The organism is Pseudonocardia nematodicida (genome assembly GCF_040105385.1).
Lineage (GTDB): Bacteria > Actinomycetota > Actinomycetes > Mycobacteriales > Pseudonocardiaceae > Pseudonocardia > Pseudonocardia nematodicida.
Genome location: NZ_JBEDNQ010000012.1, coordinates 1 through 25,494 on the forward strand (window position 1 = coordinate 1; position 25,494 = coordinate 25,494).

Here is a 25,494-nt window from a genome sequence, read left to right on the forward strand (position 1 = left end):
GGCAACGAACCGTCAAACAATCTGGCATAAAAACGCCAAACATAGCTCGACACACTGTTGAGTTCTCAAAGGACACCCACACCACATCACCGACCGATAAGCCGGATCCGAAGGTGGATCACCTTGGTACGCCCACGACCATAGTCGCACCGGAATGAACCGGCGTGACCGGGGGGTCGCACTGTCCGCGGGGCCTGTTGACCGGGCCTCCAGGGCCCGTTCTGTCCGGCTCACTCGCTGACAAGAAATAAGTTACAGCAGTGATCCGCCCCCGTTCACAGGGGGGGTCCCTCTTCGGCATCCGCGCAGGTCAGACGTTGATCTTGGCCGCACGGTCCGTCGAGTCCGGTCGCCCGGCCACCCGGCTTCGCCGGACCCGGTGCGCCACGTCGGGTCAGGCCGACCGGACGGTCACTGCCTAACGGTAACCGTGTCCGTTATCGTTCGCATGATGTCGACTCGTCCGGGCCCCTCCACCTCCCCCACCCCCCTGCTGTGTGTGCGCGGGCTGTCCGTGGTGATCGGCGCTCGCCCGGTCGTCGGCGGCGTCGATCTGGATCTCGGCCCCGGTGAGCGGGTGGCGCTGTGCGGGCCGTCGGGATCCGGGAAGTCGTTGACCGCGGCGGCGGTGCTCGGCCGGCTCCCCCCGGGCGCCGTCGCGGACGGGATCGTGGAGATCGGTGCGACGCCCGTGCTGCGGATCCCGGCGGCCCTGCGCCCCGGCTCCCCGCGGGTCGCCGCGATCGGACAGGACTCGCGTACCGCGCTGAACCCCCTGGTCCGGGTGGGCCGTCAGCTGCGGGCGTCGGTGCGCTCCACCGGTGGGGACGACTCGGACGGCTCGTTGCGCGCGCTGCTCGCCGACACCGGGCTCGAGGATCCGGCGCGCGTGCTGGCCGGTCACCCCGGTGAGCTCTCCGGCGGGCAGCGCCAGCGCGTACAGCTCGCGATGGCGCTGGCGGGCCGCCCGGACCTGCTGGTCGCCGACGAGCCGACGACCGCGCTCGACCCGGTCAGTCGCCGTCGGGTGCTCGACCTGCTGACCGAGCGGCTCGCCGGGACCGCGCTGCTGTTCATCAGTCACGACCTGGCCGCCGCACGGGAGCTGTGCGCCCGGATCGTGCGGATCCGCGCTGGCCGCACCGTGGCCGCCGGGCACCGACCCGACACCGGGATACCGGATCGGAACGAGGACGGGCGGGGTCCCACCGCCACCCGGGCCCGGTCCGTGGCCGTCGAGCTGCCGCGTGGCCCCGGTGCGGACGGTCCTGTCCGAGCGGACACCGCGGCGACGTCGCGAGCCGCGGACGGCGCGCCCGCTCCGGCGTTCCTCGCCGCACGCGGGCTGCACCGTGTCCATCCCGACCCACGCCCGCGCCGACCCTGGTCGCGCGCGCCGCGCCGTCCGGTGCACGCCCTGCGCGGAGCCGACCTCGCGGTGCACGCCGGGGAGCGGGTCGGGCTCGCCGGAGCCTCGGGCGCTGGCAAGTCGACCCTGCTGCGGATCCTGCTCGCCCTCGAGCGTGCCGACGACGGCACCGTGACCGTCGACGGTCACCCGGTGCGCCCCGGCCCGGTGCGCGGCCTGCGCTGGTACCGGCGCGCCGTCCAGTACGTCCCGCAGGACCCGGCGAGTGCCCTCGACCCCCGGGCGTCCGCGGGCGACCTGGTCGCCGAGCCGCTCGCCCGGCTGGCCGTTCCCGGTGACCACGCCGCGGCCGTCGCGACCGCCCTCGACCGGGTCGGGCTCGCCGGCACCGTGGCGGGGCGCCGGCCGGGTGAGCTCTCCGGCGGGCAGGCGCAGCGTGTCGCGCTGGCCCGCGCGCTGGCCGTCGGGCCGCGGCTGCTGATCGCGGACGAACCGCTGAGCGGGCTCGACCCCGAGCTGCGGAGCCGGATCGTCGAGCTGATCACCGGCACCTGCGCCGAGGACGGCACCGGCCTGCTCCTGGTCGCCCACGACCTCGCGCTGCTCGCCGCGCTGTGCCCGCGCGCCGTCGTCCTGCACGACGGCGCCGTCGTCGAGGACCGGCCGACCGCCGACCTGCTGGCGGCCCCGCGGCATCCCGCGGCGGCCGAGCTGGTGCGCGCGTCCGGTGCCGCGCCCGTCCGCCTGCCCGCCTGAACCGATCCACCCGGCCCCGAGACACCCGGCCCCGAGACCCCCAGAACGACCGGAGGAGACCCGTGTTCCCGATCCGCCGCGCGAGTGCCGCGCTGGCCCTCGGTACGTCCGTCCTGCTGCTGAGCGGCTGCTTCGCCGCGTCCGGGACCGCGGAGGGCGGCGGCGACGCGGGTGACCGCGTGTCCGTCGCGATGCTGCTCCCGCCCCGCTCCGGGCTGAGCCCGTTCAGCGACGACGCGTTCAAGCTCTCCCGCTGGCGGACCGCCGAGACCCTCGTGCAGCTCGACGCCGCGGGGGACGCGCAGCCGATGCTGGCCACCGGCTGGTCCCGTGTGGACCCGACCACCTGGCGCTTCGAGCTCCGCGACGACGTCACCTTCCACGACGGCACGCCGTTGTCGGCCGGACAGGTCGCCGACGTCCTCACCCGCGCGACGCGGGCGTCGCCGCCACCGCGGATCCTGGACGGCGTCGAGCTGACCGCCACCCCGGACGGCGAGGACGCCGTGCTGGTCTCCACCGCCGTCGCCGATCCGCTGGTCCCGCAACGGCTGTCCAGCCCGCAGCTGTCGGTGCTGGCCCCGGACGCCTACGGCCCGGACGGACGGGTCGACCCGGCCGGGCACGGCACCGGACCGTTCCGGCTCACCGACGTCCAGGGCACCGCCGGCGCCACCCTGGACCGCTACGACGGCTACTGGGGCGAGCCCGCCGGCGTCGCAGGCATCGACGTCTCCTTCGTCCCGGACGGCACCGCCCGCACCGCCGCACTGCGGACCGGCACCGCCGACGTCGTCGAGGCCATCCCGCCGGGACAGGCCCCGCTGGTCGACGACGAGCTGGTGCACGAGGTGCCGATGCCGCGGACCAACACCCTCTACCTGAACACCGACCGCGGGCCGTTCGCCGACCCGGCGGTGCGGGCGGCGGCGCGCGAGGCGCTGGACCGGGCGGCGCTCGTCGCCGGGGCCTACGAGGGGCGGGCGGACGCCGCGGAGGGCCTGCTCGGCCCGGCGCTGCCCTGGGCCGCCGGCCTGCGTGACGACCCCGCCTACACCGCGGCGCTGGAGAACCGTCCCGAGCCCGCGCCGGTCGACGGGGTCCCGATCACGCTGGGGACCTTCACCGACCGCGCCGAGCTCCCCGAGGTCGCGGTGCTGCTCGAACAGCAGCTGGAGGCCGCCGGGTTCGTCGTCACCCAGGACGTCCGCGAGTACTCCGCGATCGAGGCCGACGCGCTCGACGGCGCGTTCGACGCGTTCATCCTGTCCCGGGCCACCGTGCTGGACTCCGGGGACCCGGTCGCGTACCTGGCCAGCGACTTCGGCTGCGCGGGCGGGTTCAACCTCTCCCAGTTCTGCGACCCGGGCGTGCAGGCCGCGCTCGACGAGGCCGCCGGGCTGGAGGCCGGGCCGGAGCGCCGGGCCGCGACGAGCCGCGCGGAGGCCGCGGTGCTCGGCGCCGACGCCGCCGTCCCGCTGCTGCACGAGCGGGTGATCCAGGGCGAGTCGGCCCGCGTCGACGGCGTCGCCCGCGACCCGCGCGAGCGCGACCTGATCACGACCGGCACCGGGGTCGGCGCGCCGTGACGACCGGCGCCGGGATCACCGCGCTGTCCCGGGTGGTGGCCGGGGCGGGGGTGGTGTTCGTCGTCGGCGTCCTGCCCTGGCTGTCGCGGCGCTCCCCCGAGCTGGCCGTGCTGCGGGCGCGGTCGGCCGAGCAGGAGGCCACCCCGGCGGCGCTCGCGTCGGTCCGGGCCGAGCTCGGGTTCGACGACGGCCCGTGGGCGGTGTTCGGGCGCTGGCTCGCCGGTGCACTGACCGGCGACCTCGGGACGTCCTGGGTGTCCGGCGCCCCGGTGCTGCCGGCGGTGCTGGCCGGGCTCGGTGTCTCGCTGACGCTGATGGCCTTCGCCCTCGCCGTCGCCGCCGGGATCTCGGCGCTGCTGGTGGCACCGGTGCTGCGGCGGGTGCTGCGCGGCGGCGGTGCCGGCACGACCGGCGGCTCCGGCGCGACCGCCGCGGCGCTCACCGCGCTGCCGGAGTTCCTGCTGGCGGCGTTCCTGCTGGTGATCGTCGCGGTGTGGCTGGGCTGGGCGCCGCCGTACGGGTGGGCGGGTCCGCAGCACGCCGTCCTGCCTGCGCTCGCGCTCGGCGTGCCCGCCGGCGGCCTGGTCGGACGCCTGCTGGCCGAGTCCGTCGCCGCCGCCGCGACCGAGCCGTGGGTCGGGACCTGGCAGACCGCGCGGTTGTCCCGGGCGCGGACCGCGGCCGCCGTCGTGCGCCGCGCGCTGCCCGGGGTGCTGCCCCAGATCGGCCTGGTCCTGGTCGGGCTGACCGGGGCGGCGGTCGCGGTGGAGGAGGTCTTCGCCATCCCCGGTCTGGGCCGGACCACGCTGGGCGCGGCGTCCACCCTGGACCTGCCGCTGTTGCAGGGCGGCGCGCTGGCGTTGCTGGCGGTGGCCGCCGTCGCGGGGTCGTGCGCGGCGGCGGCCCGGCGCCTGGTGCTGGGTGCGGCGCTGCGGACCGGGGACGTCCCCGTCCCGTCGGTGCAGACGTCCGCGCGGCGCGGCCGGTTCGTCGTGCCCGGGACGGCCGGCGCGCTGCTGCTCGCCGTCGTCGTCGCCGGGCTGGGGCGGGACCCGTACACCTCGGCGCACCCTCGGCTGGCCCCGCCGTCGGCGTCGCTGCCGCTGGGCAGCGACGCGGTCGGCCGGGACCTGCTGGCCCGGGTCGCGCACGGCGCGCTGCCCACGGTCGGGGTCGCGCTGGCCGTGCTCGCGGCGACGCTGGCCGTCGGGGTGCTGCTCGGGCTCGCGCCGCGCGTCTCGACGGGACTCGCCGAGGTCGCCAACGCGGCCCCGCCGGTGCTCGCCGGACTGGTCGTCGCCGCGGTGCTCGGCCCGTCGGCCGGCGGCGCCGCGCTGGGCGTCGCGCTGGTCGGCTGGGCCCCGTTCGCGGCGCACACCGCGGCGCTGGTCTCCGAGATCCGGGCCCAGCCGCACGTCCGGCTGCTCCCCGTCCTCGGGGTCGGGCCCGTCCGGACGTTGTTCCGGCACGTCCTGCCCGCGGCCGCCGGACCGCTGGTCCGGCACGCCGCCCTGCGCCTGCCCGGGACCGCGCTGGCCCTGGCCGCACTCGGTTTCCTCGGCCTCGGGACGCAACCGCCGAGCCCCGAGTGGGGCCGGCTGCTGGCCGACGGGATGCCCTACGTCGAACGGGCCCCCTGGGCGGTGCTGGCTCCCGCGGGGATGCTGGTGCTGATCGCGGTCCTGGCGGTGTCTCTGGCGGCGGCCACCCGCGCCCGCCGACCCGGAAGCCGGCCCTCCTGCCCGGATTCGGGCAGGAAACTGGCCGAAACCGCCGCCCGCACCCCATGATCGGGCCGTGGATCCGGATCTCGTGCGGCACGTGGCCGCCACCACCGGGCTCCCCGGGGCGGTGGCGGCCCGGGTGGTCGCCGACATCGTCGCGCACTTCGGCGAGACCACCGAGGAGTTCGTCCGGCGGCGGCACCGCGAGCTGAAGAACGCGGACCGGCGCAACGACGAGATCTGGCCGCGGATCGCCGCCGAGCTGGAGGACCGGGTCGTCGCCCCCGGTGAGGTCTCGCTGCGCCGGCTGCGCCGGATCGTCTACGGCTGAACCGTCCACTGCGGAGGGAAACACAGGACATGTGCGGGATCGTGGGATACGTCGGGCCGCGGGAGGCCGCGGGCGTGCTGGTCGAGGGCCTGTCCCGGCTGGAGTACCGGGGCTACGACTCGGCCGGGCTGGCCGTCGCGCACCGGAGGAAGGTGACGGTGCGGCGTACCGCGGGCCGGGTGGACGACCTGCGCGAGCTGCTCGGGGACTCCCCGCCGCGCGGCACGACCGGCATCGCGCACACCCGGTGGGCCACGCACGGCGAGCCGACCGGGACCAATGCGCACCCGCACACCGACGCGTCCGGGCGGATCGCCGTGGTGCACAACGGGATCATCGAGAACGCGGACGTGCTGCGGGCCGAGCTGACCGCGCGCGGTGTCCGGCTGGCCTCGGACACCGACACCGAGGTGCTGCCGCACCTGATCGCCGAGGCCCTGGACGGCGGCGCCGGGTCGCCGGCCGAGGCCGTCCGGGCGGCGCTGTCCCGGGTCGAGGGCACCTACGGCCTGGCCGTGCTCGACGCCCGCACCCCGGGCGAGCTCGTCGTCGCCCGCAACGGCAGCCCGATCGTGCTGGGTGTCGGCGACGGCGAGATGGTCGTCGCCTCCGACCTGGCCGCGGTCGTGCGGCACACCCGGCAGGTGGTCTTCCTCGACGACGGCGAGCTGGTCACCGTCCGCGCCGACGGCATCGAGGGCTCCGCGAGGATCACCCCCACCACCGTCGACGTCGAGGGGGCCGACTACGCGCTCGGCGGGCACCCGGACTTCCTCGCCAAGGAGATCGCCGACCAGCCCGACGCCGTGCGCCGCGCCCTGGCCGGGCGCCTCGACACCCGCTTCTCCACCACCCGGCTCGGCGGCCTGGAGCTGGACCCGCGCGACCTGCGCGGGGTGCGCCGGGTGCTGTTCCTGGGCTGCGGGTCGGCGTACTACGCCGGCGAGATCGGCGCCGGACTCGTCGAGGAGCTCGCCCGGATCCCGGCCGGCGCCGAACCGGCCGGCGAGTTCCGCTACCGCAACCCGGTCGTCGACCCCGACTGCCTCTACGTCGCCGTCAGCCAGTCCGGCGAGACCGCCGACACCCTCGCCGCGGTGCAGGAGCTGCGCCGCAAGGGTGGCCGGGTGATCGGCGCGGTGAACGTGATCGGCTCGGCGATCGCCCGTGAGTGCGGGTCCGGGGTGTTCCTCCACTCCGGTCCGGAGGTCTCGGTCGCCTCCACCAAGGCCGTCACGAACATGACGGTGTCGTTCGCGATGCTGGCGGTGCTGCTCGGGCGGGTCCGGGACCTGTCGGTCGCCGACGGCCGCCGGATGCTCGACGGCCTGCAGGCACTCCCCCGGCACATCGACGCCGTGCTGGAGTCCGACGCCGCGATCGGCGAGGTCGCCAAGCGCTACGCGGACGCGTCGTCGATGTTCTTCGTCGGCCGCACCCGGTTCAGCCCGGTGGCCCGGGAGGGCGCGCAGAAGCTCAAGGAGATCTCCTACGTGCACGCCGAGGCCTACCCGGCCTCCGAGCTCAAGCACGGCCCGCTCGCGCTGGTCGACCCGGCGATGCCGAGTGTCGTCCTGGTGCCCGACGACGAGCTGCTGGCCAAGACCGTCGGCACCATCGAGCAGATCCGGGCCCGCGGCGGTCCGGTGATCGCGGTGACCGACGCCGAACTGCCGGACGGCCTGGCCGACGCCGTCCTCCGGGTCCCCCGCACCGAGCCCGAGCTCGCGCCGGCCCTGTTCGGCGTGCCGCTGCAGCTGTTCGCCCGGCACGTCGCCGTCGCGCTCGGCCGTGACGTCGACCGGCCGCGCAATCTCGCCAAGTCGGTCACCGTGGAGTAGGTGGAACCGGATCACTGTGGAGTGACACCACCGGTCACCGAACGACCGCGACCGGTCACCGCGGGTCGTCCCACGACACGCCGGATGTCGTTAACGATGGGCCCCGGGGGTCCGACTCCGCACCCGGACCACGACCGGGGGAGGACCCATCAGCATGCCCGTCGAGACCTTCTGGGACGGCCTGGAGCGACGTCTCGCCGGTGACGGCGGCATCGGAGACCTCCCCCTCCCGGAGGGCGTCACGGCGGTCGCGCTGCGGCGGGTGCTGGACTCCGAGGCGCACCACCTGCGCCACCCGGATTTGCACGGGAGGCCCGCGACGGCGGCCCAGCAGGTGCTCGCCGGCGCCGTCGCGGCCGGGGAGGACGCGCTGGCCGCCGCCGCGCGGGACCGGATCTCCGACCGCGGCCTGCGCGCGCTGGCCGGGCGCTGGCGGACCCGTCCGGCGTCGCCGGGACTGCGCCGTGCGCTCGACGGGCACGGCGACGCCGTCACCGGCCTCGCGCTGGACGCGGACGGCCGGCTGCTGTCGGTCGACGCCTCCGGCCAGACCGGGGCCTGGGACACCGCGACCGGCCTGCCCGCCGCGACCGATCCGCTCGCCGGCGGCACCGGCCCGGAGCGCGCCGTCGCCGGCCCACGGGCCCGTGCCGTCACCGTCTCCGGCGACGGCGGGCTGATCGGGGTCGCCGGGCCGGACCACGTCGTGCGCGTCCTGGCCGTCGGCGGGATCACCGTGGCCGGCCTCCGGGGTCACTCCGCCGAGGTCACCGTCCTGGCCTTCGCCACGACCGCCTCCGGGGCGACCCGGCTGGTGAGCGGGTCCGTGGACGGCACCCTGCGGATCTGGGACGTCGCCACCGGCACGGCGGTCGCGGTCACGGCCGGGCACGCCGGCCCGGTCCGGGCGCTCACCACCACCGGCCCGGGGACGGTCGTCTCCGCCGGTGCCGACGGCACCCTGCGGACCTGGGACGCCGGCTCCGGCGCGCTGCTCGCGGTGCTGGAGGGGGACGTGCCGGTCACGGGCGTGACCGCCGCCGGCCCGGAGACCCTGGTCGCCGGCACCGCCGACGGGGCCGTGCACGCGTTCACCGTCACCGGCGGGCTGCCGCACGACCCGGTCCGGACCCGGTCCTCCGCCGCCGGGGTCACCGGGGTGGTCGCGGCCGGGGCGGGCCGGGTGCTCGTGACCCGCGACGACGGGGCCGTCGAGGTCCTGCACACCGGCGACGACGGGAGCTGCGCCACCGTCCTGACCGGGCACCGCGCACCCGTACGGGCCGCCGCCGTCGCGCGGGTCGGGGACTCCGACGTCGCGATCACCGGCGACGACCACGGTCGCATCCTGGTCTGGGACCTCGGCGTCGCGACCGCCGCGGAGGACCGTCCGGGGCTGGCCTCCCCGGTGGCGGCGGTCGCCGTCACCCGCGGGCTCGTCGTCTCCGCCGCGCGCGGCGGCGCCCTCGTCGCGCACGACCGGGTGTCCGGCGACGAGCGCTGGCGCAGCCCGGACACCGCGGCCACCCACCTGTGGTGCACCAGCGGCGGGGGCCGGCTGTTCACCGCGGCGGCCGGGATCGTCACCGAACGGCACGCCGTCAGCGGCGTCGTGGCCGGGTCCGCGGCGGTGACCGGCACCGTGCTGGCCGGGCGGGGCACGCTCGTCGTGCTCGCCGACGGCGACCGGGTCGCGGTCGCGGACGCCCGGTCCGGCCGGGTCCTGCGCTCGGCCCGGCTGCCGACGCCGGCCCGCCGGGCGGCGCTGACGCCCGGCGGGAGCACCGTGCTGCTGGGCACGCACGACGCGCTGACCGCGTGGCGGCCCGCCGCCGGCGAGCTGAGCACCGTGGCGCTGCCTCCCGCGCTGCTGACCGGGGTCGCCCTCGACGACGACGGCTGCCACGCGCTCGCCGCCGACGCCGACGGCCGCGCCCACCTCTGGACGGTCGGGACGGACACCGTGACCACCCGGCGGGCCGACCCGGTGGGCGTCCGCGCGGCGACGGCGGCGGCCGGGCACCGCGCCGTGACCGCCGGCGCCGGCGGCACCGTCGCGCTGTGGGAGCTGGCGGACGCGGCCCTGCTGGCGCGGGCACCGCTGGACGCGCCGCTCACCGCGCTGGCCGTGGGGAACGCCTCCGTCGTCGTCGGCGACGGGGGTGGGGACACCCACGTCCTCGACCTGCTCGACGGCGCCCCGGTGCCGCTGCCGGCCGGCGCGATCCCGGCGCAGGGCACCCCGGTGCCCGCCGTGCCGGCCCAGGCCGTCGCCGCCGACCGTGCGTCCACACCGGACACGCAGCTCACCGTGGGGTCGCTGCCGGAGCCGCGCTCCGGGACGCCGCTGCTGCGCCGCCTCCTCGGTGGGTGAGGCGGCGCGGCCGGGCCGTCAGGTCGGCAGCGCGTAGGCGTCGAACCGCTCCCGCAGCGTCTTCTTGGAGAACTTGCCGACGCTGGTCTTCGGTACCTCGTCGATGAACTCGACCGCGTCGGGCAGCCACCAGCTCGCGACCCGGCCGGTGAGGAACGTGATCAGCTCCTCCGCGGTGAGCTGCTCGCCGTCGGCGACGACCACACAGGCCAGCGGCCGCTCGACCCACTTCTCGTGCGGCACGGCGATCACCGCGGCCTCGGCGACCTTCGGATGGGCCATGATCTCGTTCTCCAGGTCCACCGAGCTGATCCACTCGCCACCGGACTTCACCAGGTCCTTGGTCCGGTCGACGATCTTGACGTAGCCGTGGGCGTCGACGACGCCGACGTCGCCGGTGCGCAGCCAGCCGTCGGCGGTGAAGCGCTCGCCGTCGCCGTCGCCGCCGTGGTAACCGCGGGCGATCCACGGTCCGGCGGCCTGCACCTCGCCGGTCGCGACGCCGTCCCACGGCTGGTCCTCGCCGGTGTCCGGATCGGTGATCCGCAGCTCGACCAGCGGGACGGCCGGGCCCTGCAGGGCGCGGACGTCGGCCTTCGCGTCGTCGGACAGGTCCTCGTGCACGCTGCGCACGACACCGAGGGTGGCGACCGGGGAGGTCTCGGTCATCCCCCAGCCCTGCAGCACCGGTACGCCCAGCGCCTTCCGGAAGCCCTCGGCCATCGACTTCGGCACCGCCGAACCACCACAGAGGACGGACCGGATGGCCGAGAGGTCGTACTCGCCGAGCAGCGGCAGCATGCCCATCCAGATCGTCGGGACCCCGGCGGTGACGGTGACCCGGTGCTCGGCCAGCCGGGACAGGATGCCGCGCGGCGTCATGTCCGGGCCGGGGAGCACCATCGACGTGCCGGCGAGCAGGCAGCCGTAGGGCAGGCCCCAGGCGTTGGCGTGGAACATCGGCACGACGGGCAGGACCACATCGGACTCGCGCAGCCCGACGCCGTCGGCGAACAGCGTGGACAGCGAGTGCAGGACCGTCGAGCGGTGGCTGTAGACGACGCCCTTCGGGTTGCCGGTGGTGCCGGAGGTGTAGCACATCGCGGCGGCGGTGTTCTCGTCGTCCACGGTGAACCGTCCCGTGTGCGGCTCGGCGGCGGCGAGCAGCTCCTCGTAGTCCCGGATCCGCGGGTCGTCGGGGATGTCGGGACCGGCGCCGTCGTCGATCACGACGACGTGCCGGACGTCCGGCATCCGGTCGACGTGCGGCCAGAACACCCCCAGCAGGGACCGCTCGACGAACACCGCCTCGTCCCCGGCGTGGGTGACGACGTGGACCAGCTGGTCGGGGAACAGCCGCAGGTTCAGCGTGTGCAGCACCCGCCCGGTGCACGGCACGGCGAGGTAGAGCTCGAGGTGGCGGGCGGTGTTCCAGCAGAAGGTGCCGACCCTGGCGTCGGCGGAGAGTCCGAGCCCCTCCAGCGCGCCCGCGAGCCGGCGCACCCGCACCGCCCAGTCCGCGACGGTCGTGGTCGTCGTGTCCCCGGCCGGGGTGCCGGTGATCAGCTGCTTGTGCCCGAAGTACTGCTCCGCGCGGTGAAAGATGTGCGGCAGGGACAGCGGGCGGTCCTGCATGAGTCCGAGCATCGTCGTTCCTCCGGGCCGAGACGGTGAGACGCAGGCCACACACGGTACCGGCGGGACGGCCCGGACCGGGAGGTTCCGGACATCGGCGAGGAGGGCGCAGGTGATCGTCCGTCCGGATCAACACCGGCACCCGCCGCCGGTGCGGCTCACCCGCTCGCCTACTCTCTGCCCTGCGCGCACGGGATCTCCCGGGGCTGCGCCGAGCAGGGTCAAGCAACCGGCCCGCGTCCCCGGTCCGCCGGGGAACGATTCCGTCAGTGCACGTCAGCGCTGCCGGACGCGCCGGGACCCGGCACCGCGCCCGCGCGGTGCCTCCGTACTCCGCCGCCGTCCGCAGCGGCGGAGGTCGAGATGCTTTCCGGGTCTTGTGGGTCCTCGGACGCGCGCGTCCTGCGTGCCTGCCGCGACGATCTCGCGTTCCGTGCCACGCGCTCGCCCTACCTGCTCCTGGACCGGGACCTGCGGATGATCGGCGCCAACCCGGCCTACCTCGTGGCCACCCTGCGGACGCCCGACGAGCTCGACGAGCGGTCGCTGTTCGACGTCTTCCCGGACAACCCGGCCCTGACCGGTGCGGACGGGGTGGCGAACCTGGGCGCGTCGCTGGCGCGGGTGCTGCGGACCGGCCGGCGTGACCACATGCCGGTCCAGCGCTACGACGTGCCGGCCCCGGCCGGCGGGCCGGGGTTCGTCCAGCGTGTGTGGGTGCCGGTGAACTCGCCGGTCCGGGACCCGGACGGCCGGCTGGTCGGCGTCCTGCACCACGTGGAGGACGTGACCGGCCTGCTCGTGGCGGAGCCGGCTCCCGCCGAGGACCCCGGAGGGACGGCCGCCGCCGTGCTGGCGCGGACACTGGGCACCGAGAACCTGGCGCTGCGCAGCCGGTTCGACCGGCACGCGAGCATCGAGCAGGCCAAGGGCGTACTGATGGCGCAGCGCGGCTGCTCGGCCGACGAGGCCTTCACCCTGCTGCGGACGCTCTCCCACGACACCAACACCAAACTGCACCTGGTCGCGGAGGCACTGCTGGCGGACATGGCGGCGCGACGCGCCGAACCGTGATCGCTCGATCACGCGCGGCACGCGATCCTGCGGCACGATGAGCGGCCACCGACGTCGATCATCGGAGGCGACATGGCGTACGCGCGCACGATCGGGACCGGACCGGCCGGGGGGACCTTCACCGGTCGTTACCTGGTGGTCCTCGGCGACGACCTGCTGGGTGACGACGACGGCCCCGCCCGCGCCGCGGTCGCGGAGCTGACCGGGCTCGCCGACGTCACCAGCAGCCGGGACCTGAGTGGACCGCCCGGCGCCGACGGTGTGCACCCGACGCTGCTGGCCGAGCTCGGCGTCGCCGTCGCCGAGCTCGACGACGAGCACCTGCGCAACGCCCGCGCCGACCCGCGGGTGCTGGCCGTCGAGCCGGAGCGGGTGCAGCGGGCGCTGACCGGATCACCGACGTCCGGGCCGGGGCTGTCGGTCGACTACCTGCGCGGCTTCGCCGACGCCGCGGCGTTCCTGCGCGACCAGGCCATCGGGAACGGGGCCGGGACCGCGGTCACCGCCCGGTTCGCCGACACCGACGCGCTCACCTGGGGGCTGCAGGCCACCGGGGTGGACGCCGCGTCCGAGACCGGCGCCGGGATCGTCGTCGCGGTGCTGGACACCGGCCTGGACCTGACCCACCCCGACTTCGCCGGCCGGCAGATCGAGGCCCGCTCGTTCGTCGACGGCCAGGAGCCGCAGGACGCCCAGGGGCACGGCACGCACTGCACCGGCACCGCGGCCGGCCCGCTCACGCCGGGCTCGGGCCGCCGCTACGGCGTCGCGCACGAGGCGACGATCCTGATCGGGAAGGTGCTCGGCGACGACGGCTCCGGCACCGACGCCGGCATCCTCGAGGGCATCGAGTGGGCGATCACCAGCGGCGCGCACATCGTGTCGATGTCGCTGGGCGCGGACGTCGAGGAGGTCTCCCCCGCCTACGAGAACGCCGGCCGCCGGGCGCTGGACGCGGGCGTGCTGATCATCGCCGCGGCCGGGAACAACGCCGAGCGCAGCGCCGGGAACGTGGGCTTCGTCGGCACCCCGGCGAACAGCCCGTCGATCATGGCGGTCGGCGCCGTCGACGCGGACCTGGCGATCGCCGACTTCTCCGCGGCCAGTTCGTCGGTCGAGGGCGGCCAGGTGGACCTGGTCGGGCCGGGCGTCGACGTGTACTCGGCCTGGCCGATGCCCCAGCGCACCGACTCGATCTCCGGGACCTCGATGGCCTGCCCGCACGCGTCCGGGATCGCGGCGCTGTGGTCGCAGCGCACCGGGGCCCGCGGGCGCGAGCTGTGGACGCAGCTGACCGACTCCGCGCAGTCGCTGCCGCTGCCCACCGGTGACGTCGGCGCCGGCCTGGTCCGCGCTCCGGGAGAATGAGCGCCATGGCCTCCTCCGAGCGTGTGCTGGTGTCGGTCGCCGACGGGCACGAGATCGACGACGTCGTCGCGGCCTGCACCTCGGCCGGGATGCGGGTGGAGAAGGTGCTGCGGGCGGTCGGTGTCGTCGTCGGGACCTGCGACGGCGACCGCACCACGGCGCTGTCGGAGGTGACCGGCGTCGGCTCCGTCGAACCGGACCGCGAGGTCCGCCTCCCCCCACCCGACTCCGACGTCCAGTAAGCGCCCTTCCCTCCCACCCCCACCCCCACTCATGACGCTTTAGTTCGGCCAAACCGGACTAAAGCGTCATGAGTGGGGCTCCGGAGGCCCCGGGGGGCGCCGGCGGGCCGGCGCGGGTTTGGGGGGTCAGTTCCAGGGCTCGTCGCGCCAGAGCGGGTCCGGGCGCTCGTCGCGCACCTCGAAGACGATCTCCTCGGTGCCGGTGCGGCCGTGCCGGTCGGTGTGGGTGACGGTCGCGACGTGCGTCCCGACCTCGAGGTCGGTGGGTAACGGCAGCCGCCACAGGTGCTGGTTGCGGTTCGCGACGGCGTCCTGCTTCACGGCGCCGGGCGGCCCGGGGCCGAACTGCGCCCCGCGCAACGACTCGTAGCCCTGCGCGCGCTCGTCGCCGGAGGTGGACCGCTGTCCGAAGCGGGTGATCTGCAGCTGGCGCACCACCGAGAACGGGTCGGAGAACTCGACGCCGCGTTCGAGCTGCTCGCCCTGCAGCGGCTGGGTGTGCTCCATCGGCACCGGGTCGGCGTCGCCGAGCGTGGCGGTGACCGTCGACGCGGTCGAACCGTTCCACACGTTCGCCGACAGCGACACCCCTTCCCGGAGCTCGGCGGGGGTGAACAGCTTGGTGTCGCCGAGATCGTTCACGTTCACCGGCGGGACCGCGCCGTTGCCCGCGTCACCGGCGTGGAAGTCGGTCAGCGCGGTGTACCAGTCGCGGTAGGCGGGCGTGTCGAACGAGAGCCACATCTGCCGGTCGGTGCGGTGCCCGGAGGCGTAATAGGTCTCGGTCACCTCGGGGCCGTCGAAGTCGAGCACGTAGTAGCCGCGGGGCTCCCCGAACTGGGCGAGCGCCATCGGGATGCCGTCCACGTCGAGATCGCCCTCGAACCACAGCCCGCTCGGGGCACCGGCGATGAGGTGCGGGAACGCGGGCGTCTCGACGCCGACGGTGTCCGGCCACGAGCCGAGCCGGTCACCGGGCAGCAGGTTCTCGATGGAGTGCGTGTGCCCGGACAACGACAGCGCCGGACGGTCGCCCACGATCTCGTACAACCGTGCGACGTCGGCGGTCTGGTGCGTGGCCGAGTTCCCGTCCAGTGTGGACAGCAGTGGGATGTGGTGGCTGAGCACGATCAACGTGTCCTCGGGCACCGTCGCCAGGTCGGCCTCGAGCCAGGCGAGCTGCTGCTCGCCGATCGCGCCGGTGTAGGCCGGGGCGCCCTCGGGGTCGTCGCAGTGCGGACGGGTGCCGTCCGGGTTCTCGGCGGGCGTGCACGGGTAGACGACGTTGTCGAGGGTCACGAAGTGCACCCGGCCGACGTCGAACGAGTAGTAGGTCGGCCCGTAGAGGTTGCGCCAGCTGTCGGCCTTGTCGGCGTTCGAGGGCGCGTCGATGTCGAAGTCGTGGTTGCCGTGCGCGTAGTACTGCGGCAGGCCGATGCTCGACATCATCTCCATGAACCGCGGGAGCAGGCCGAGGTCGTCGCCGATCGCGTCGCCCAGCAGCAGCATGCACGCCATGTCGTCGGTGCCGCGGCGGGCCATGTCGGTCGCGATGCTGTCCCGGATGTAGCCGACCTCGGTGTTCGAGTAGGTCTGGGTGTCGCCCATCGCCAGGCACCGGAACTGATCGGTGACCGGCGCGGAGACCGTCGGGAAGTTGATCGCCGCGGGGAGCGGGCCGGTCGGGGGGAGCCCGCCGAAGCGGAACTCCTCCGGCGAACCGGCGGGCTTGTGCGCGTAGGCGAACTGCGGGACGAGGTTCTCGTCGAGCGGGACCGCCCGGTCGTTCGGCTTGGTGACGAACACCGTCATGTCGTCGCGGACCGGCAGGGTGTACCGCCCGTCGTCGTCGGTGCGGACGACCTCGCGTCCGTTGGAGACGGTCACGCCCGGCACGCCGGCCTCGCCGTCGTCGTGCACGCCGTCGCGGTTGACGTCGTCGAACACGACGCCGGTCACGGTGTCCCGCGGCGCCCCGTCGCCCGGGACCACCTCGATCGAGGCGATGTAGGAGTCGTCGACGACCGCCTGGTCGTCGCGGGCCGCGCTCGTCCCGGCGGCGACCGCCGCGACGAGCAGCACCCCGAGCGCGACCGGTCCCAGCAGTCGCACGGTGGTGCGGTGTCTCATCCGTCGGCTCCTACAAGATCGGGGAAGCAAGATCGGGGAAGGGCTCGTCGGGACGTTCGGATCACCCGGTTCCTCCGGATCGCGGAGAATCACCGAGGGCGCGGGTGACGGGACGGCCGGACACCCGCCTGTCATGATCGGCGGATGAGCGAGCGATCCGTGTCCGGTGGTGAGGCCGCCGCGGCCGAGTCACCCGACCTGACCCGCCCGAACGCCGCCCGTGCCTACGACCACCTGCTCGGCGGATCGCACAACTTCGCGATCGACCGGGAGTTCGCCGACCGGGTCGCGACGGCGTACCCGGGGGCGGTGTCGCTGGCCCGGGCCCACCGGCGGTTCCTGCAGATCGCGGTCCGGCACTGCGTGGACTCCGGCATCGACCAGTTCCTCGACCTGGGGTCCGGCCTGCCCACCGTCGGGAGCGTCCACGAGACGGCGTGGGAGCGGAACCCGGCCGCCCGGGTCGCCTACGTCGACGCCGAACCGGTCGCCGCCGCCTACGGCCGGGACCTGCTCGGCGACACCGAGCTCGCGACCGTCACCCGTGCCGACCTGCGCCGGCCGGACGACGTGCTGGCCGCCCCGGGCGTCGCCGGGCTGCTGGACTTCGAGCGGCCGATCGCGCTGATGCTGATCGGCGTGCTGCACTTCGTCTCCGGCGATGACGACCCGGCCGGCATCATCGCCCGCTACACCGCGGCGCTGGCCGAGGGCAGCGTGCTGATCCTCGCGCAGTCCAGTGCGGACCACCCCGAGCACCCGGAGCTGGCACGGGCGGTCACCGAGGCCAACGCCCGCTACGCCGGCACCAGTACACCCGGGTACCTGCGCAGCCGGGCCGAGATCACAGCCCTGTTCGACGGCTGGGAGCTGGCCGAGCCCGGCCTGCTCGACGTGGGCCGGTGGCCGGCCGAGCAGCGCGACGGCGACCCGCTCGGCGGGTACGGCGGGATCACCCGCCCGCTCGTCCGCGGCTGAGGCACCGCGGAGCCGACCGGGTCACCGGGTGCGGGCGGGTGCCCCGGCATCGCTCATCCGCAGGATCGCCTCCGCCTGGGGCTGATCGACGACGAGCTCGGTGACCAGCCCCGCCCGGACCGCGGCGATGGTCGACCGGGCGCGGTACTCCCCGAAGCTGGTCGCGATCCGCCGGGGCACCGCACGCAGCTGCTCGACGGTGATCCCGACGACCAGCTCGTCGAGACCGGCGTCGACGGGGCCGCCGTGCTCGTCGAACACCCGCCCGCTGATGTCGCCCACTCCCCCGCCGGCCGCGACCCGCTCGGCCAGTGCAGCGGGTACGAGCGGGTACACCGCCGAACCGTGCTCGCTCCAGTACCCGACCGAGACGACCGCGACGTCGAGCCGCGCGACGCGGTCCAGGCAGCGGGCGATCTCCGGCTGCCGGCGCAGGGCCTCCGCGGCACCCGGGTCGTCCACCACCAGCGGGGCGTAGAAGGGGAACGCGGTCCCGCCGGCGATCCGGGCGACCTCGCGGACCACCTCGACCGACCCGAGCCGGTCGCCGGGGAAGGTCAGCGCGCCCGCGAGCTGGACCACCTGGCACGGCGCGAGCCGGCGCAGCCGGCGCGGCAGTCGCTCGATCACCCTGCTCCAGGTCAGGCCGACCGACCGGCCCTCCTCCACGGTGGAGGCCAGCAGCTCGGCCAGCGCCTCGGTCACGGCGTCGAGGCCGGGCTCGTCCCCCGGGGTCACCGTGGCCGGGACCACCACGGCCCGGTCGACACCCAGGACCCGGACGAGCTCGGCCCCCACCTCGGCGCTCTCGACGGCCGGGTCCCCCACCTGGATCCGCACCACGCCGGACTCCCGCGCCTCGGCGAGCAGCCGGGCCACCTGCCACCGGCTCAGACCGGTCCGCTTCGCGATCTCCACCTTGGACAGGTCGTCGAGGTAGTAGGCGCGGGCGACCTCCAGAACGACGTGCGGTGCGATCGGCGCGGACCTGCCGTCCGGGACGCCACCGCTCAGATGAGCGTTCATGGGAACTCCGTCGAGAGGTATTGAGCCGACTGATTGCCTGGTGTTACGGTCCGCGCACCAGTGAGCGATCACTATCTCACAGATGAGGGATACGAGCAAACCTATGACGGACACAGCGACGACGACGCCGCGACAGTCCTGGAGGGCGGTTCGCGCCGCCTTCGGCGGCAGCTTCATCGAGTGGTACGACTTCTACCTCTTCGGCACCGCGGCCGCGCTGATCTTCCCGCGGCTCTTCTTCCCCGGCGACGACGGCACCGTCGGCCTGATCGAGTCCTTCGGCGCGTTCGCGGCGGGATTCCTCACCCGCCCGCTCGGCGCGCTGATCTTCGGTCACTTCGGTGACCGGATCGGCCGCAAGCCGATGTTGATGATCACGGTCCTGCTGATCGGCGTCGTCACCTTCGTCATCGGGCTGCTGCCGACCTACGAGACGATCGGGGTCTGGGCCGCGGTCGCGCTGATCGGCCTGCGGCTGCTGCAGGGCTTCGGGATCGGCGGTGAGTTCGGCGGCGGCTCGTTGCTCGCGCTGGAGTCGGCGCCCACCGGCAAGCGCGGGTACATGGGCAGCTTCCACCAGATGGGCACCCCGGCGGGCCTGCTGGTCTCCACCGGCATGGTGAGCCTGGTCAGCATGCTGCCCGACGAGCAGTTCTACACGTGGGGCTGGCGGATCCCGTTCCTGCTCAGCGGGGTGTTCGTGGTGATCGCGCTGATCGTGCGCGCCCGGATCCCGGAGACCCCGATCTTCCAGATCCGCAAGCAGAAGGCCGCCCGCGTCCCGCTCGCGGCGCTGCTCCGGGGCGAGTGGCGGCACCTGCTGCTCGGCATCGGCGCCCGGCTCGCCGACGCGGTCACGTTCAACGTCATCAACGTCTTCGCGATCTCCTTCGCCACCGTCCAGCTCGGACTCCCCGCGTCGATGATCCTCAACGGGTTCGTGCTGGCCGCCGCCGTCGAGCTGGTCCTCGTGCCCTTCATCGGGAAGCTCTCGGACCGGATCGGCCGCCGGCCCGTGTACCTGGCGGGGATCGTCGTCTGCGGAGTGGGCGGGCTGCTGTACTTCCCGGCCCTGGCGACCGGCAACGTCTACATCGTCTGGACGGCCATCGTGGTCATGGTCGCCGTCGGCACCGGCCTGATGTTCGCGATCCAGGGCGCGTTCTTCGCCGAGCTGTTCAGCACGAACACCCGCTACACCGGGCTCGGCGTCGTCTACCAGGGCTCGGCCCTGATCGGCGGCGCCCCGACCCCGGCCATCGCGCTCGCGCTCGTCGCGGCCTTCGGCTACTCGTACTGGCCGGCGGCGATCTATCTGGTCACGCTCTGCGCGATCAGTGCGGTCTGCGTGCTGCTGATCCGCGAGACCTACCGCGACGAGCTCGCCGACTCCTGATCCCCGACCCGTTCCCGACCGCTCGACCCCGGAGGACCCCGCCGTGCCCGACGGCCGCCCGAACATCGTCCTGATCATCACCGACCAGCAGCGCTTCGACTCGATCGCGGCGCTCGGCCACACCCACGTCGACACCCCGAACCTGGACCGGCTCGCCCGCGAGGGCACCGCACTGACCAACGCCTACGTCGCCTCGCCGTCCTGCGCGCCGTCCCGGGCGAGCCTGTTCACCGGGCTGTACCCGCACAGCTCGGGGGTGCTGCGCAACGACGACCCTTGGTCGCACTCCTGGGTCGAGGACCTGACCGCGGCGGGCTACCGCTGCACCAGCGTCGGGAAGATGCACACCTACCCCTACGAGGCGCCGGTCGGGTTCGCGGAGCGCCACGTGGTGGAGAACAAGGACCGGGCGCACCCGAGCCTGCCGTACTTCCTCGACCAGTGGGACAAGGCACTGTGGATCCGGGGCCACGAGAAGCCCAGCCGGGTCACCTACCGCCGCCGCGAGGACTACGCCGACCGGCTCGGCGCCTTCGAGTGGGAGCTGCCCGAGGACCTGCACGCCGACGTCTTCGTCGGCGGTCTCGCCCGGCACTGGCTCGACACCTACCCCGACGACGGCGCGCCGTTCTTCCTGCAGGTCGGCTTCCCCGGCCCGCACCCGCCCTACGACCCGCCCGCCCGGCACCTGGAGCCCTACCGGGATCGGGAGATGCCGGCCGCGCACAACTCCCGGAGCGACGTCGAGGCGCAGCCGGAGCCGCTGCAGGAGCTGCGGCGCAACCACATGGAGACCGACCACGACGCCGTCGTGCACCTCGACGAGCCGACCGCCGAGCAGGAGCAGCGCCGCCGCCGGCACTACTACGCCAACGTGTCGCTGATCGACGAACAGGTCGGCGCCCTGCTGGACGCGCTGGAGGCGCGCGGGGTGGGGGACGACACCGTCGTGGTGTTCACCTCCGACCACGGCGACGCGCTCGGCGACCACGGCCACAGTCAGAAGTGGACGATGTACGAGCCGAGCGTGCACGTCCCGCTGCTGATCATGGGACCGGGCGTGCGGCCCGGGCAGCGGCTCGACGGCCTGGTGTCGCTGATGGACGTCGGGCCGACGGTGCTGGAGCTGGCCGGGCTGACCCCGCCGCGGTGGATGGAGGCGGAGTCGCTGCTGCCCGCGCTGCGCGGCGAGGCGTGGTCCGGGCGCGAGGAGGTGTTCTCCGAGCACGCCCGCGACCTCATCCTGACCGGGACCGAGCTGATGACGATGGTGCGCGACCAGCGCTTCAAGCTCGTCGAGTTCGTCGACCACCCGCGCGGGCAGCTGTTCGACCTGGAGGCCGACCCGCACGAGGAGCACGACCTCTGGGACTCCGCGGACCACCGGGAGGTCCGCGAGCACCTGCTGGGCCGGATCCGGGAGTGGCGGGCGCGCAGCGCGATGCACACCGCGACCTGGGCCGCCGCGTACCGCTGAGCGTCCGCGAGGAGTACATCAGCGCCTGACGATCATGAGCAGGGAGCGCTGGTGTGCCCCTCACGGCGTGCGCGGCTACTCCACCGCCACGCCCAGGCGCTCGATCGAGGCGGCGAGGGCGTCGGCGTCGAACCGCGGGAAACGGGCCCGGAACTTCTCGTCGTGGACGCCGCTCCAGTCGTAGGTCTGGGTCACCTCGGTCCCGCCGCCGGGCGCGGGCGCCAGCGACCAGGTGTAGCTGTGGCCGGTGGCCTTCATGTCGCCGTTGACCGCGGTGTAGCCGTCGAGCGGGTACAGCTCGGGCGCCCAGCCGATCACCCGGTCCGGCTCGTAGGCGACGACGGTGTTGCGCATCCGGTAGTCGCCGAGCCGCTCGTTGTGCATGTCCATGACGAAGACGTCGCCGACCGCGCGCAGCACGCCACCCTCGGCCACTCCGCGTACGAACCCGGAGTCGTCGAACTCGATGTGTCGGCGCGGGTCGGCGAGCACGGCGAAGAGCGCGGCGGGATCGACGTCGACGGTGCGTGTCACCACGAGCTGGTCGGTCATGACCGCGATCCTCGCGTTCCCGGTGTCCCTCGTCCACCTCGGTGGCTCTCAGCCCTCCAGGCGCATCGAGAGCGGGAACTCCGGGCGCGTCCAGCTGCGCGCGTACTCCACCGCCGTCGACGACTGGTCGTGGGTGGTGCGGACCGAGGCGATCAGCGGGGCGCCGCGGCGGACGTCGAGCACCTTCGCCTGTTCCGTCGTGGCCGCGGCCGCCGACACCTCCATGTCGGCCCAGCTCAGCCGCAGGCCGTAGTGCTCGCGGATGGTGCGGTAGAGCGATCCGCCGGTGAGCTCGACCCGGGCCAGCAACGGCACCAGCGCGTAGGGCAGCCAGCTGACCTGCAGCGCGGCCGGCCGGTCGTCGATCAGCCGCAGCCGCTCGATCCGGATCGTCTCCCGCCCGGTGGGGAGCCCGAGGTGCTCGCGGACCTCCTCAGGCGCCACCGTGGTCTCCCGGGCACGGAGCTCGGTGCGGACCTGCGACTCGTCGGCCCCCATCTCCTGGGCGAACGAGCCGAGCCGGTTGAGCCGGCGGCGCTGGGCGTTCGGCCGGGTCACGAACGTGCCGGCTCCGCGCCGGCGGATCAGCAGGTGCTCGTCCTGCAGCTGGCGGACGGCCTGGCGGACGGTCATCCGGCTGACGCCGTAGCGCTGCGCGAGGTCGGCCTCGCTGGGGAGCTGCACGTCGGGGGCCAGCGCCCCGGAGGAGATCTGCGACGACAGGTCCTCGTAGATGACCTGGTAGCGCGGGATTCGGCTCACGTCCCCCTCATCCTCCGCCTGGTCGACGACGTCCGGCGCGCGTGATCGCGTCGGAGGAGAGCGTAACGGTTCGGACGCGCGCGTCCGGTTCGTCGCGTCCCGGGCCGCGCGTCGGAGCGATCCGGTCCGCGGCGCGCCGCGTCCCCGGCCACCGGGTCGCGGGTGACCGGGCCGGAGGTCACCGGGTCGCGCCGGGCACGGCCGCCGGTTCCGGGCGGTGCGCCGGTTCGTCCGGGGCGATCCGGGCGCGGGCCTCGAGCCAGGCCGGGTACAGCTCGCCGTAGCGGGCGGCCCGGGCGGGGTCCGGGTCGATGCGGTGCAGGCGGGGCCGCAGGTCCTCGAGCGCCCGGTCGAGATCCTGCCCCGCACCCGCGCGGGCCAGGGCCGCGGCGCCGAGCAGGGTGACGTCGGGGTCGTCGCAGACCAGGACCGGCCGGCCCAGCACGTCGGCGCGCAGCCGGGCGACCGCCGCCGAGCGGGCCGCGCCACCGGCGAGCATCACCGTCGTCGAGCCGGGCGGGTCCCCGGCGTCGAGCAGGTCGACGCCCTCGCGCACGGTGAAGGCCGCGCCCTCGCGGGCGGCGCGCAGCAGGTGCGCCGGTCCGTGGTCGGGCGACTGACCGAGCACGGCGCCGCGGGCGGCGGGGCGCCAGCGCGGGAACCGCTCGCCGGACAGGGCCGGGATCATCTGCAGCCCGTCCGCGCCCGGCTCGACGGCGTCGACGACGTCCTCGTCGACCTTCCCGGCGAGCTCGCGCCAGCGGGCGACCGCTCCCCCGGTGAGCCCGGTGGGGCCGCCGGCCACCCAGCGCCGGTCGCCCAGCGCGGGGTTGAGCAGGACCCCGCCGGCGGTCCCGGCCGGGTCGGTGCGCAGCCGGCCCAGCACGTCGGTGGTGCCGGCGACGTCGGCGATCAGGTCGGTGCGCCCGCCGAGCAGCAGCCCGATCCCGGCCGACCCGTCCGGCCCACCGGCGACGACCGGGAGCCCGGCGGGCAGCCCGGTCGCGGCGGCGACGTCGTCGCGCAGCCCGCCGACCACCTCCGCCGGACCGGCCGCCGCGGGCCACCAGTGCGCAGGCAGACCCAGCTCGGCGACGAGGTCGAGGTCCCAGGTGCGGGTGCGCACGTCGAACAGCAGCGTGTAGGCGGCGTCGACGGTGTCGGTGACCGGGGTGCCGATGCAGCGCGCGACGAGGAAGTCCTTCGGGGACAGCAGCGCGTGCACCCGGTCCACCAGCTCCGGGTGCCGGGCGTGCAGGTCCAGCGCGTGCGCGAGCCCGCCGGCCCCGGGCACCGGGCGGCCGCTGGTCTCCCGGATCCGGTCCAGGACCGGCCCGGGCAGCGCGGCGACCAGGTCCGCGCCGCGGGAGTCGGCCCACCCGGTGGCGGGCCCGACCGGGCAGAGGTCCCGGTCGACCGCCACCGTCCCGATGTGCCCGGCGATCCCCAGCGCGGACACGGCCCCCGGGGCGTCCGCGCGGGCCCGGCCCAGCGCGGTGACCACATCGGACCAGAGCTGCTCGGCGTCGAAGTGCTCGCCGCCGACACCGCCGGAGCGCGGCACCCGCACGCCTGCCTCGACCGTGCCGTCGCCGGCGACGACGGCGGCGCGCACCGCCGAGGTCCCGACGTCGACGGCGACGACCCGCGTCCCGCTCACACCGCTCCGGACGAGCGCAGCCGCTCCAGCTCCGCGTCGTCCATCCCGAGGATCGTGCGGTAGACGTGCTCGTTGTCCTCGCCGACCGTCGGCGGGGCCTTGCGCACGGTCGGCGGGGACTTCTCCATCTTGATCGGGTTGCCGGGCATCCGGATCGTGCCGAGCTTCGGGTGCTCGGAGGTCACCACCATGTCCCGGGCGGCGATCTGCTCGGACTCGGCGACCTCGGGCACCGTCGCCACCTTCGCGAACGGGATGCCGGCCGTCTCCAGGACGGTGCTGATCTCCTCGGCGGTCCGCTCGCGGGCCCAGTCCGCGACGACGGCCTCCAGCTCCGGGACGTGCGCCATCCGCCCGGGCACGGTCCGGTACCGCTCGTCGACGGCCAGCTCGTCGCGCCCGATGGCGTGGCAGAGCTTGGGCCACAGCGAGTTCGTCCCGGCCTGGATGTACATCTGCGCGTCGGCGCAGGCATAGACGTTGACCGGCGCGGTCAGCAGGTCCCGCGAGCCGTTGCGCGGCATCTCGGCGCCCAGCATCAGGTGGCTGATCAGCCGGGTGCCCAGGGTGGCGAACATCGAGTCCAGGCTGGCGACGTCAACCCGCTGGCCCTCGCCGGTCCGCTCCTTGTGCATGAGCGCGGCGAACGTGCCCAGCGCGGCCTGGTAGCCGGTGACGTAGTCGGCGATGTAGGTGCCGGTCAGGGTGGGCGGGCCGTCGGCCTCGCCGGTGGTGTCCATCAGCCCGGACGACGCTTGGGCGATCGCGTCGAACAGCGCCCGCCGCGACAGCGGCCCGGTCTGACCGAACCCGGAGATCGAGGTGAGGATGATGTCCGGCTTCAGCTCGGTCATCCGCTCGTAGCCGATGCCCATCTTCTCGATGGTGCCCGGCCGGTAGTTCTCGACCACCACGTCGGCCCACCGGATGAGCTGCTCGAGGATCCCGAGCGCGTCGGGGTGCCGGGTGTCGAGCGTGGCGCCGAACTTGTTGCGGTTGTAGAGCATCGTGTAGACGCTCTCGCCCTCGTAGTACGGCTCGTGGTGGCGCGCGTCCTCGCCGTCGGGACGCTCGACCTTGACCACCTCGGCGCCGAAGTCGGCGAGCATCTGCGCGCAGCTCGGGCCGGCGATGAACCGGGACAGGTCGAGGACGCGGACCCCGTCCAGCGGGCCGGGGGCGTGCGGGGCGGACTGCACTGTCTGTTCCC

19 protein-coding genes are annotated in these 25,494 nt (G+C 74.7%); 12 read left to right on the plus strand and 7 right to left on the minus strand.

The window, feature by feature from the left end; all coding sequences use genetic code 11:
- The first annotated feature begins 451 nt into the window (after nt 1-451).
- The 6 genes from WIS52_RS25215 to WIS52_RS25240 all read left to right on the plus strand — a co-directional run bounded on the left by WIS52_RS25215 (nt 452) and on the right by WIS52_RS25240 (nt 9,984).
- The gene (locus WIS52_RS25215) at nt 452-2,125 is read left to right on the plus strand and encodes an ABC transporter ATP-binding protein (protein ID WP_349300863.1); all 1,674 of its coding nucleotides are present in this window, start codon (nt 452-454) and stop codon (nt 2,123-2,125) included.
- A gap of 62 nt (nt 2,126-2,187) precedes the next feature.
- Entirely contained in the window at nt 2,188-3,714 is a 1,527-nt protein-coding gene (locus tag WIS52_RS25220) for an ABC transporter substrate-binding protein (protein WP_349300864.1), read from the plus strand.
- Nucleotides 3,711-5,504 (plus strand): ABC transporter permease subunit, encoded by a 1,794-nt coding sequence (locus WIS52_RS25225; RefSeq protein WP_349300865.1) that lies wholly within the window; start codon nt 3,711-3,713, stop codon nt 5,502-5,504. The genes WIS52_RS25220 and WIS52_RS25225 overlap by 4 nt, the downstream gene beginning before the upstream one ends.
- Before the next feature lie 7 nt (nt 5,505-5,511).
- Nucleotides 5,512-5,769: a hypothetical protein gene (locus WIS52_RS25230; RefSeq protein ID WP_349300866.1), complete on the plus strand. Its 258-nt coding sequence runs from the start codon at nt 5,512-5,514 to the stop codon at nt 5,767-5,769.
- Between the two features lie 29 nt (nt 5,770-5,798).
- A complete protein-coding gene (glmS, locus tag WIS52_RS25235; protein WP_349300867.1) occupies nt 5,799-7,610 on the plus strand; it encodes a glutamine--fructose-6-phosphate transaminase (isomerizing) in 1,812 nt (603 codons plus the stop codon).
- A 154-nt stretch (nt 7,611-7,764) separates the two neighbouring features.
- A complete protein-coding gene (locus WIS52_RS25240) occupies nt 7,765-9,984 on the plus strand; it encodes a hypothetical protein (protein WP_349300868.1) in 2,220 nt (739 codons plus the stop codon).
- A gap of 18 nt (nt 9,985-10,002) precedes the next feature.
- Here WIS52_RS25240 and WIS52_RS25245 read toward each other — a convergent pair whose 3' ends face one another.
- Nucleotides 10,003-11,631, minus strand: coding sequence for a long-chain fatty acid--CoA ligase (locus WIS52_RS25245; protein ID WP_349300869.1), 1,629 nt, complete (start codon nt 11,629-11,631; stop codon nt 10,003-10,005).
- A gap of 351 nt (nt 11,632-11,982) precedes the next feature.
- Between WIS52_RS25245 and WIS52_RS25250 the strand changes: the two genes are divergently transcribed.
- The 3 genes from WIS52_RS25250 to WIS52_RS25260 all read left to right on the plus strand — a co-directional run bounded on the left by WIS52_RS25250 (nt 11,983) and on the right by WIS52_RS25260 (nt 14,303).
- On the plus strand, nt 11,983-12,693 hold the full coding sequence (locus WIS52_RS25250) for an ANTAR domain-containing protein (protein WP_349300870.1): 711 nt from the start codon (nt 11,983-11,985) through the stop codon (nt 12,691-12,693).
- A gap of 72 nt (nt 12,694-12,765) precedes the next feature.
- Complete coding sequence (locus tag WIS52_RS25255; RefSeq protein ID WP_349300871.1) at nt 12,766-14,061, plus strand: S8 family serine peptidase; 1,296 nt, start codon at nt 12,766-12,768, stop codon at nt 14,059-14,061.
- A 5-nt stretch (nt 14,062-14,066) separates the two neighbouring features.
- Nucleotides 14,067-14,303: a hypothetical protein gene (locus WIS52_RS25260; protein ID WP_349300872.1), complete on the plus strand. Its 237-nt coding sequence runs from the start codon at nt 14,067-14,069 to the stop codon at nt 14,301-14,303.
- Nucleotides 14,304-14,429: 126 nt separating this feature from the next.
- Here WIS52_RS25260 and WIS52_RS25265 read toward each other — a convergent pair whose 3' ends face one another.
- Nucleotides 14,430-16,433, minus strand: a complete 2,004-nt coding sequence (locus WIS52_RS25265) for a calcineurin-like phosphoesterase family protein (protein ID WP_349300873.1) — start codon at nt 16,431-16,433, stop codon at nt 14,430-14,432.
- Between the two features lie 144 nt (nt 16,434-16,577).
- Here WIS52_RS25265 and WIS52_RS25270 point away from each other — a divergent pair, with 144 nt between their 5' ends.
- Nucleotides 16,578-17,411 carry an SAM-dependent methyltransferase gene (locus WIS52_RS25270; RefSeq protein WP_349300874.1) on the plus strand — a complete coding sequence of 278 codons (834 nt, stop codon included), beginning with the start codon at nt 16,578-16,580 and terminating at the stop codon, nt 17,409-17,411.
- 21 nt (nt 17,412-17,432) lie between these two features.
- Here the strand turns inward: WIS52_RS25270 and WIS52_RS25275 are convergent, their stop codons facing one another.
- Nucleotides 17,433-18,437 (minus strand): sugar-binding transcriptional regulator, encoded by a 1,005-nt coding sequence (locus tag WIS52_RS25275; RefSeq protein WP_349300875.1) that lies wholly within the window; start codon nt 18,435-18,437, stop codon nt 17,433-17,435.
- A 103-nt stretch (nt 18,438-18,540) separates the two neighbouring features.
- Here WIS52_RS25275 and WIS52_RS25280 point away from each other — a divergent pair, with 103 nt between their 5' ends.
- The gene (locus tag WIS52_RS25280) at nt 18,541-19,833 is read left to right on the plus strand and encodes an MFS transporter (protein ID WP_349300876.1); all 1,293 of its coding nucleotides are present in this window, start codon (nt 18,541-18,543) and stop codon (nt 19,831-19,833) included.
- Nucleotides 19,834-19,876: 43 nt separating this feature from the next.
- Entirely contained in the window at nt 19,877-21,310 is a 1,434-nt protein-coding gene (locus WIS52_RS25285; protein WP_349300877.1) for a sulfatase family protein, read from the plus strand.
- 75 nt (nt 21,311-21,385) lie between these two features.
- Here WIS52_RS25285 and WIS52_RS25290 read toward each other — a convergent pair whose 3' ends face one another.
- The 4 genes from WIS52_RS25290 to WIS52_RS25305 form a co-directional block, all read right to left on the minus strand.
- Nucleotides 21,386-21,862 (minus strand): SRPBCC family protein, encoded by a 477-nt coding sequence (locus tag WIS52_RS25290; RefSeq protein ID WP_349300878.1) that lies wholly within the window; start codon nt 21,860-21,862, stop codon nt 21,386-21,388.
- A 48-nt stretch (nt 21,863-21,910) separates the two neighbouring features.
- A complete protein-coding gene (locus WIS52_RS25295; protein WP_349300879.1) occupies nt 21,911-22,624 on the minus strand; it encodes a GntR family transcriptional regulator in 714 nt (237 codons plus the stop codon).
- A gap of 178 nt (nt 22,625-22,802) precedes the next feature.
- The gene (locus WIS52_RS25300; RefSeq protein WP_349300880.1) at nt 22,803-24,284 is read right to left on the minus strand and encodes a xylulokinase; all 1,482 of its coding nucleotides are present in this window, start codon (nt 24,282-24,284) and stop codon (nt 22,803-22,805) included.
- Nucleotides 24,281-25,483 carry a CaiB/BaiF CoA transferase family protein gene (locus WIS52_RS25305; protein ID WP_349300881.1) on the minus strand — a complete coding sequence of 401 codons (1,203 nt, stop codon included), beginning with the start codon at nt 25,481-25,483 and terminating at the stop codon, nt 24,281-24,283. The genes WIS52_RS25300 and WIS52_RS25305 overlap by 4 nt, the downstream gene beginning before the upstream one ends.
- Nucleotides 25,484-25,494: the final 11 nt, after the last annotated feature.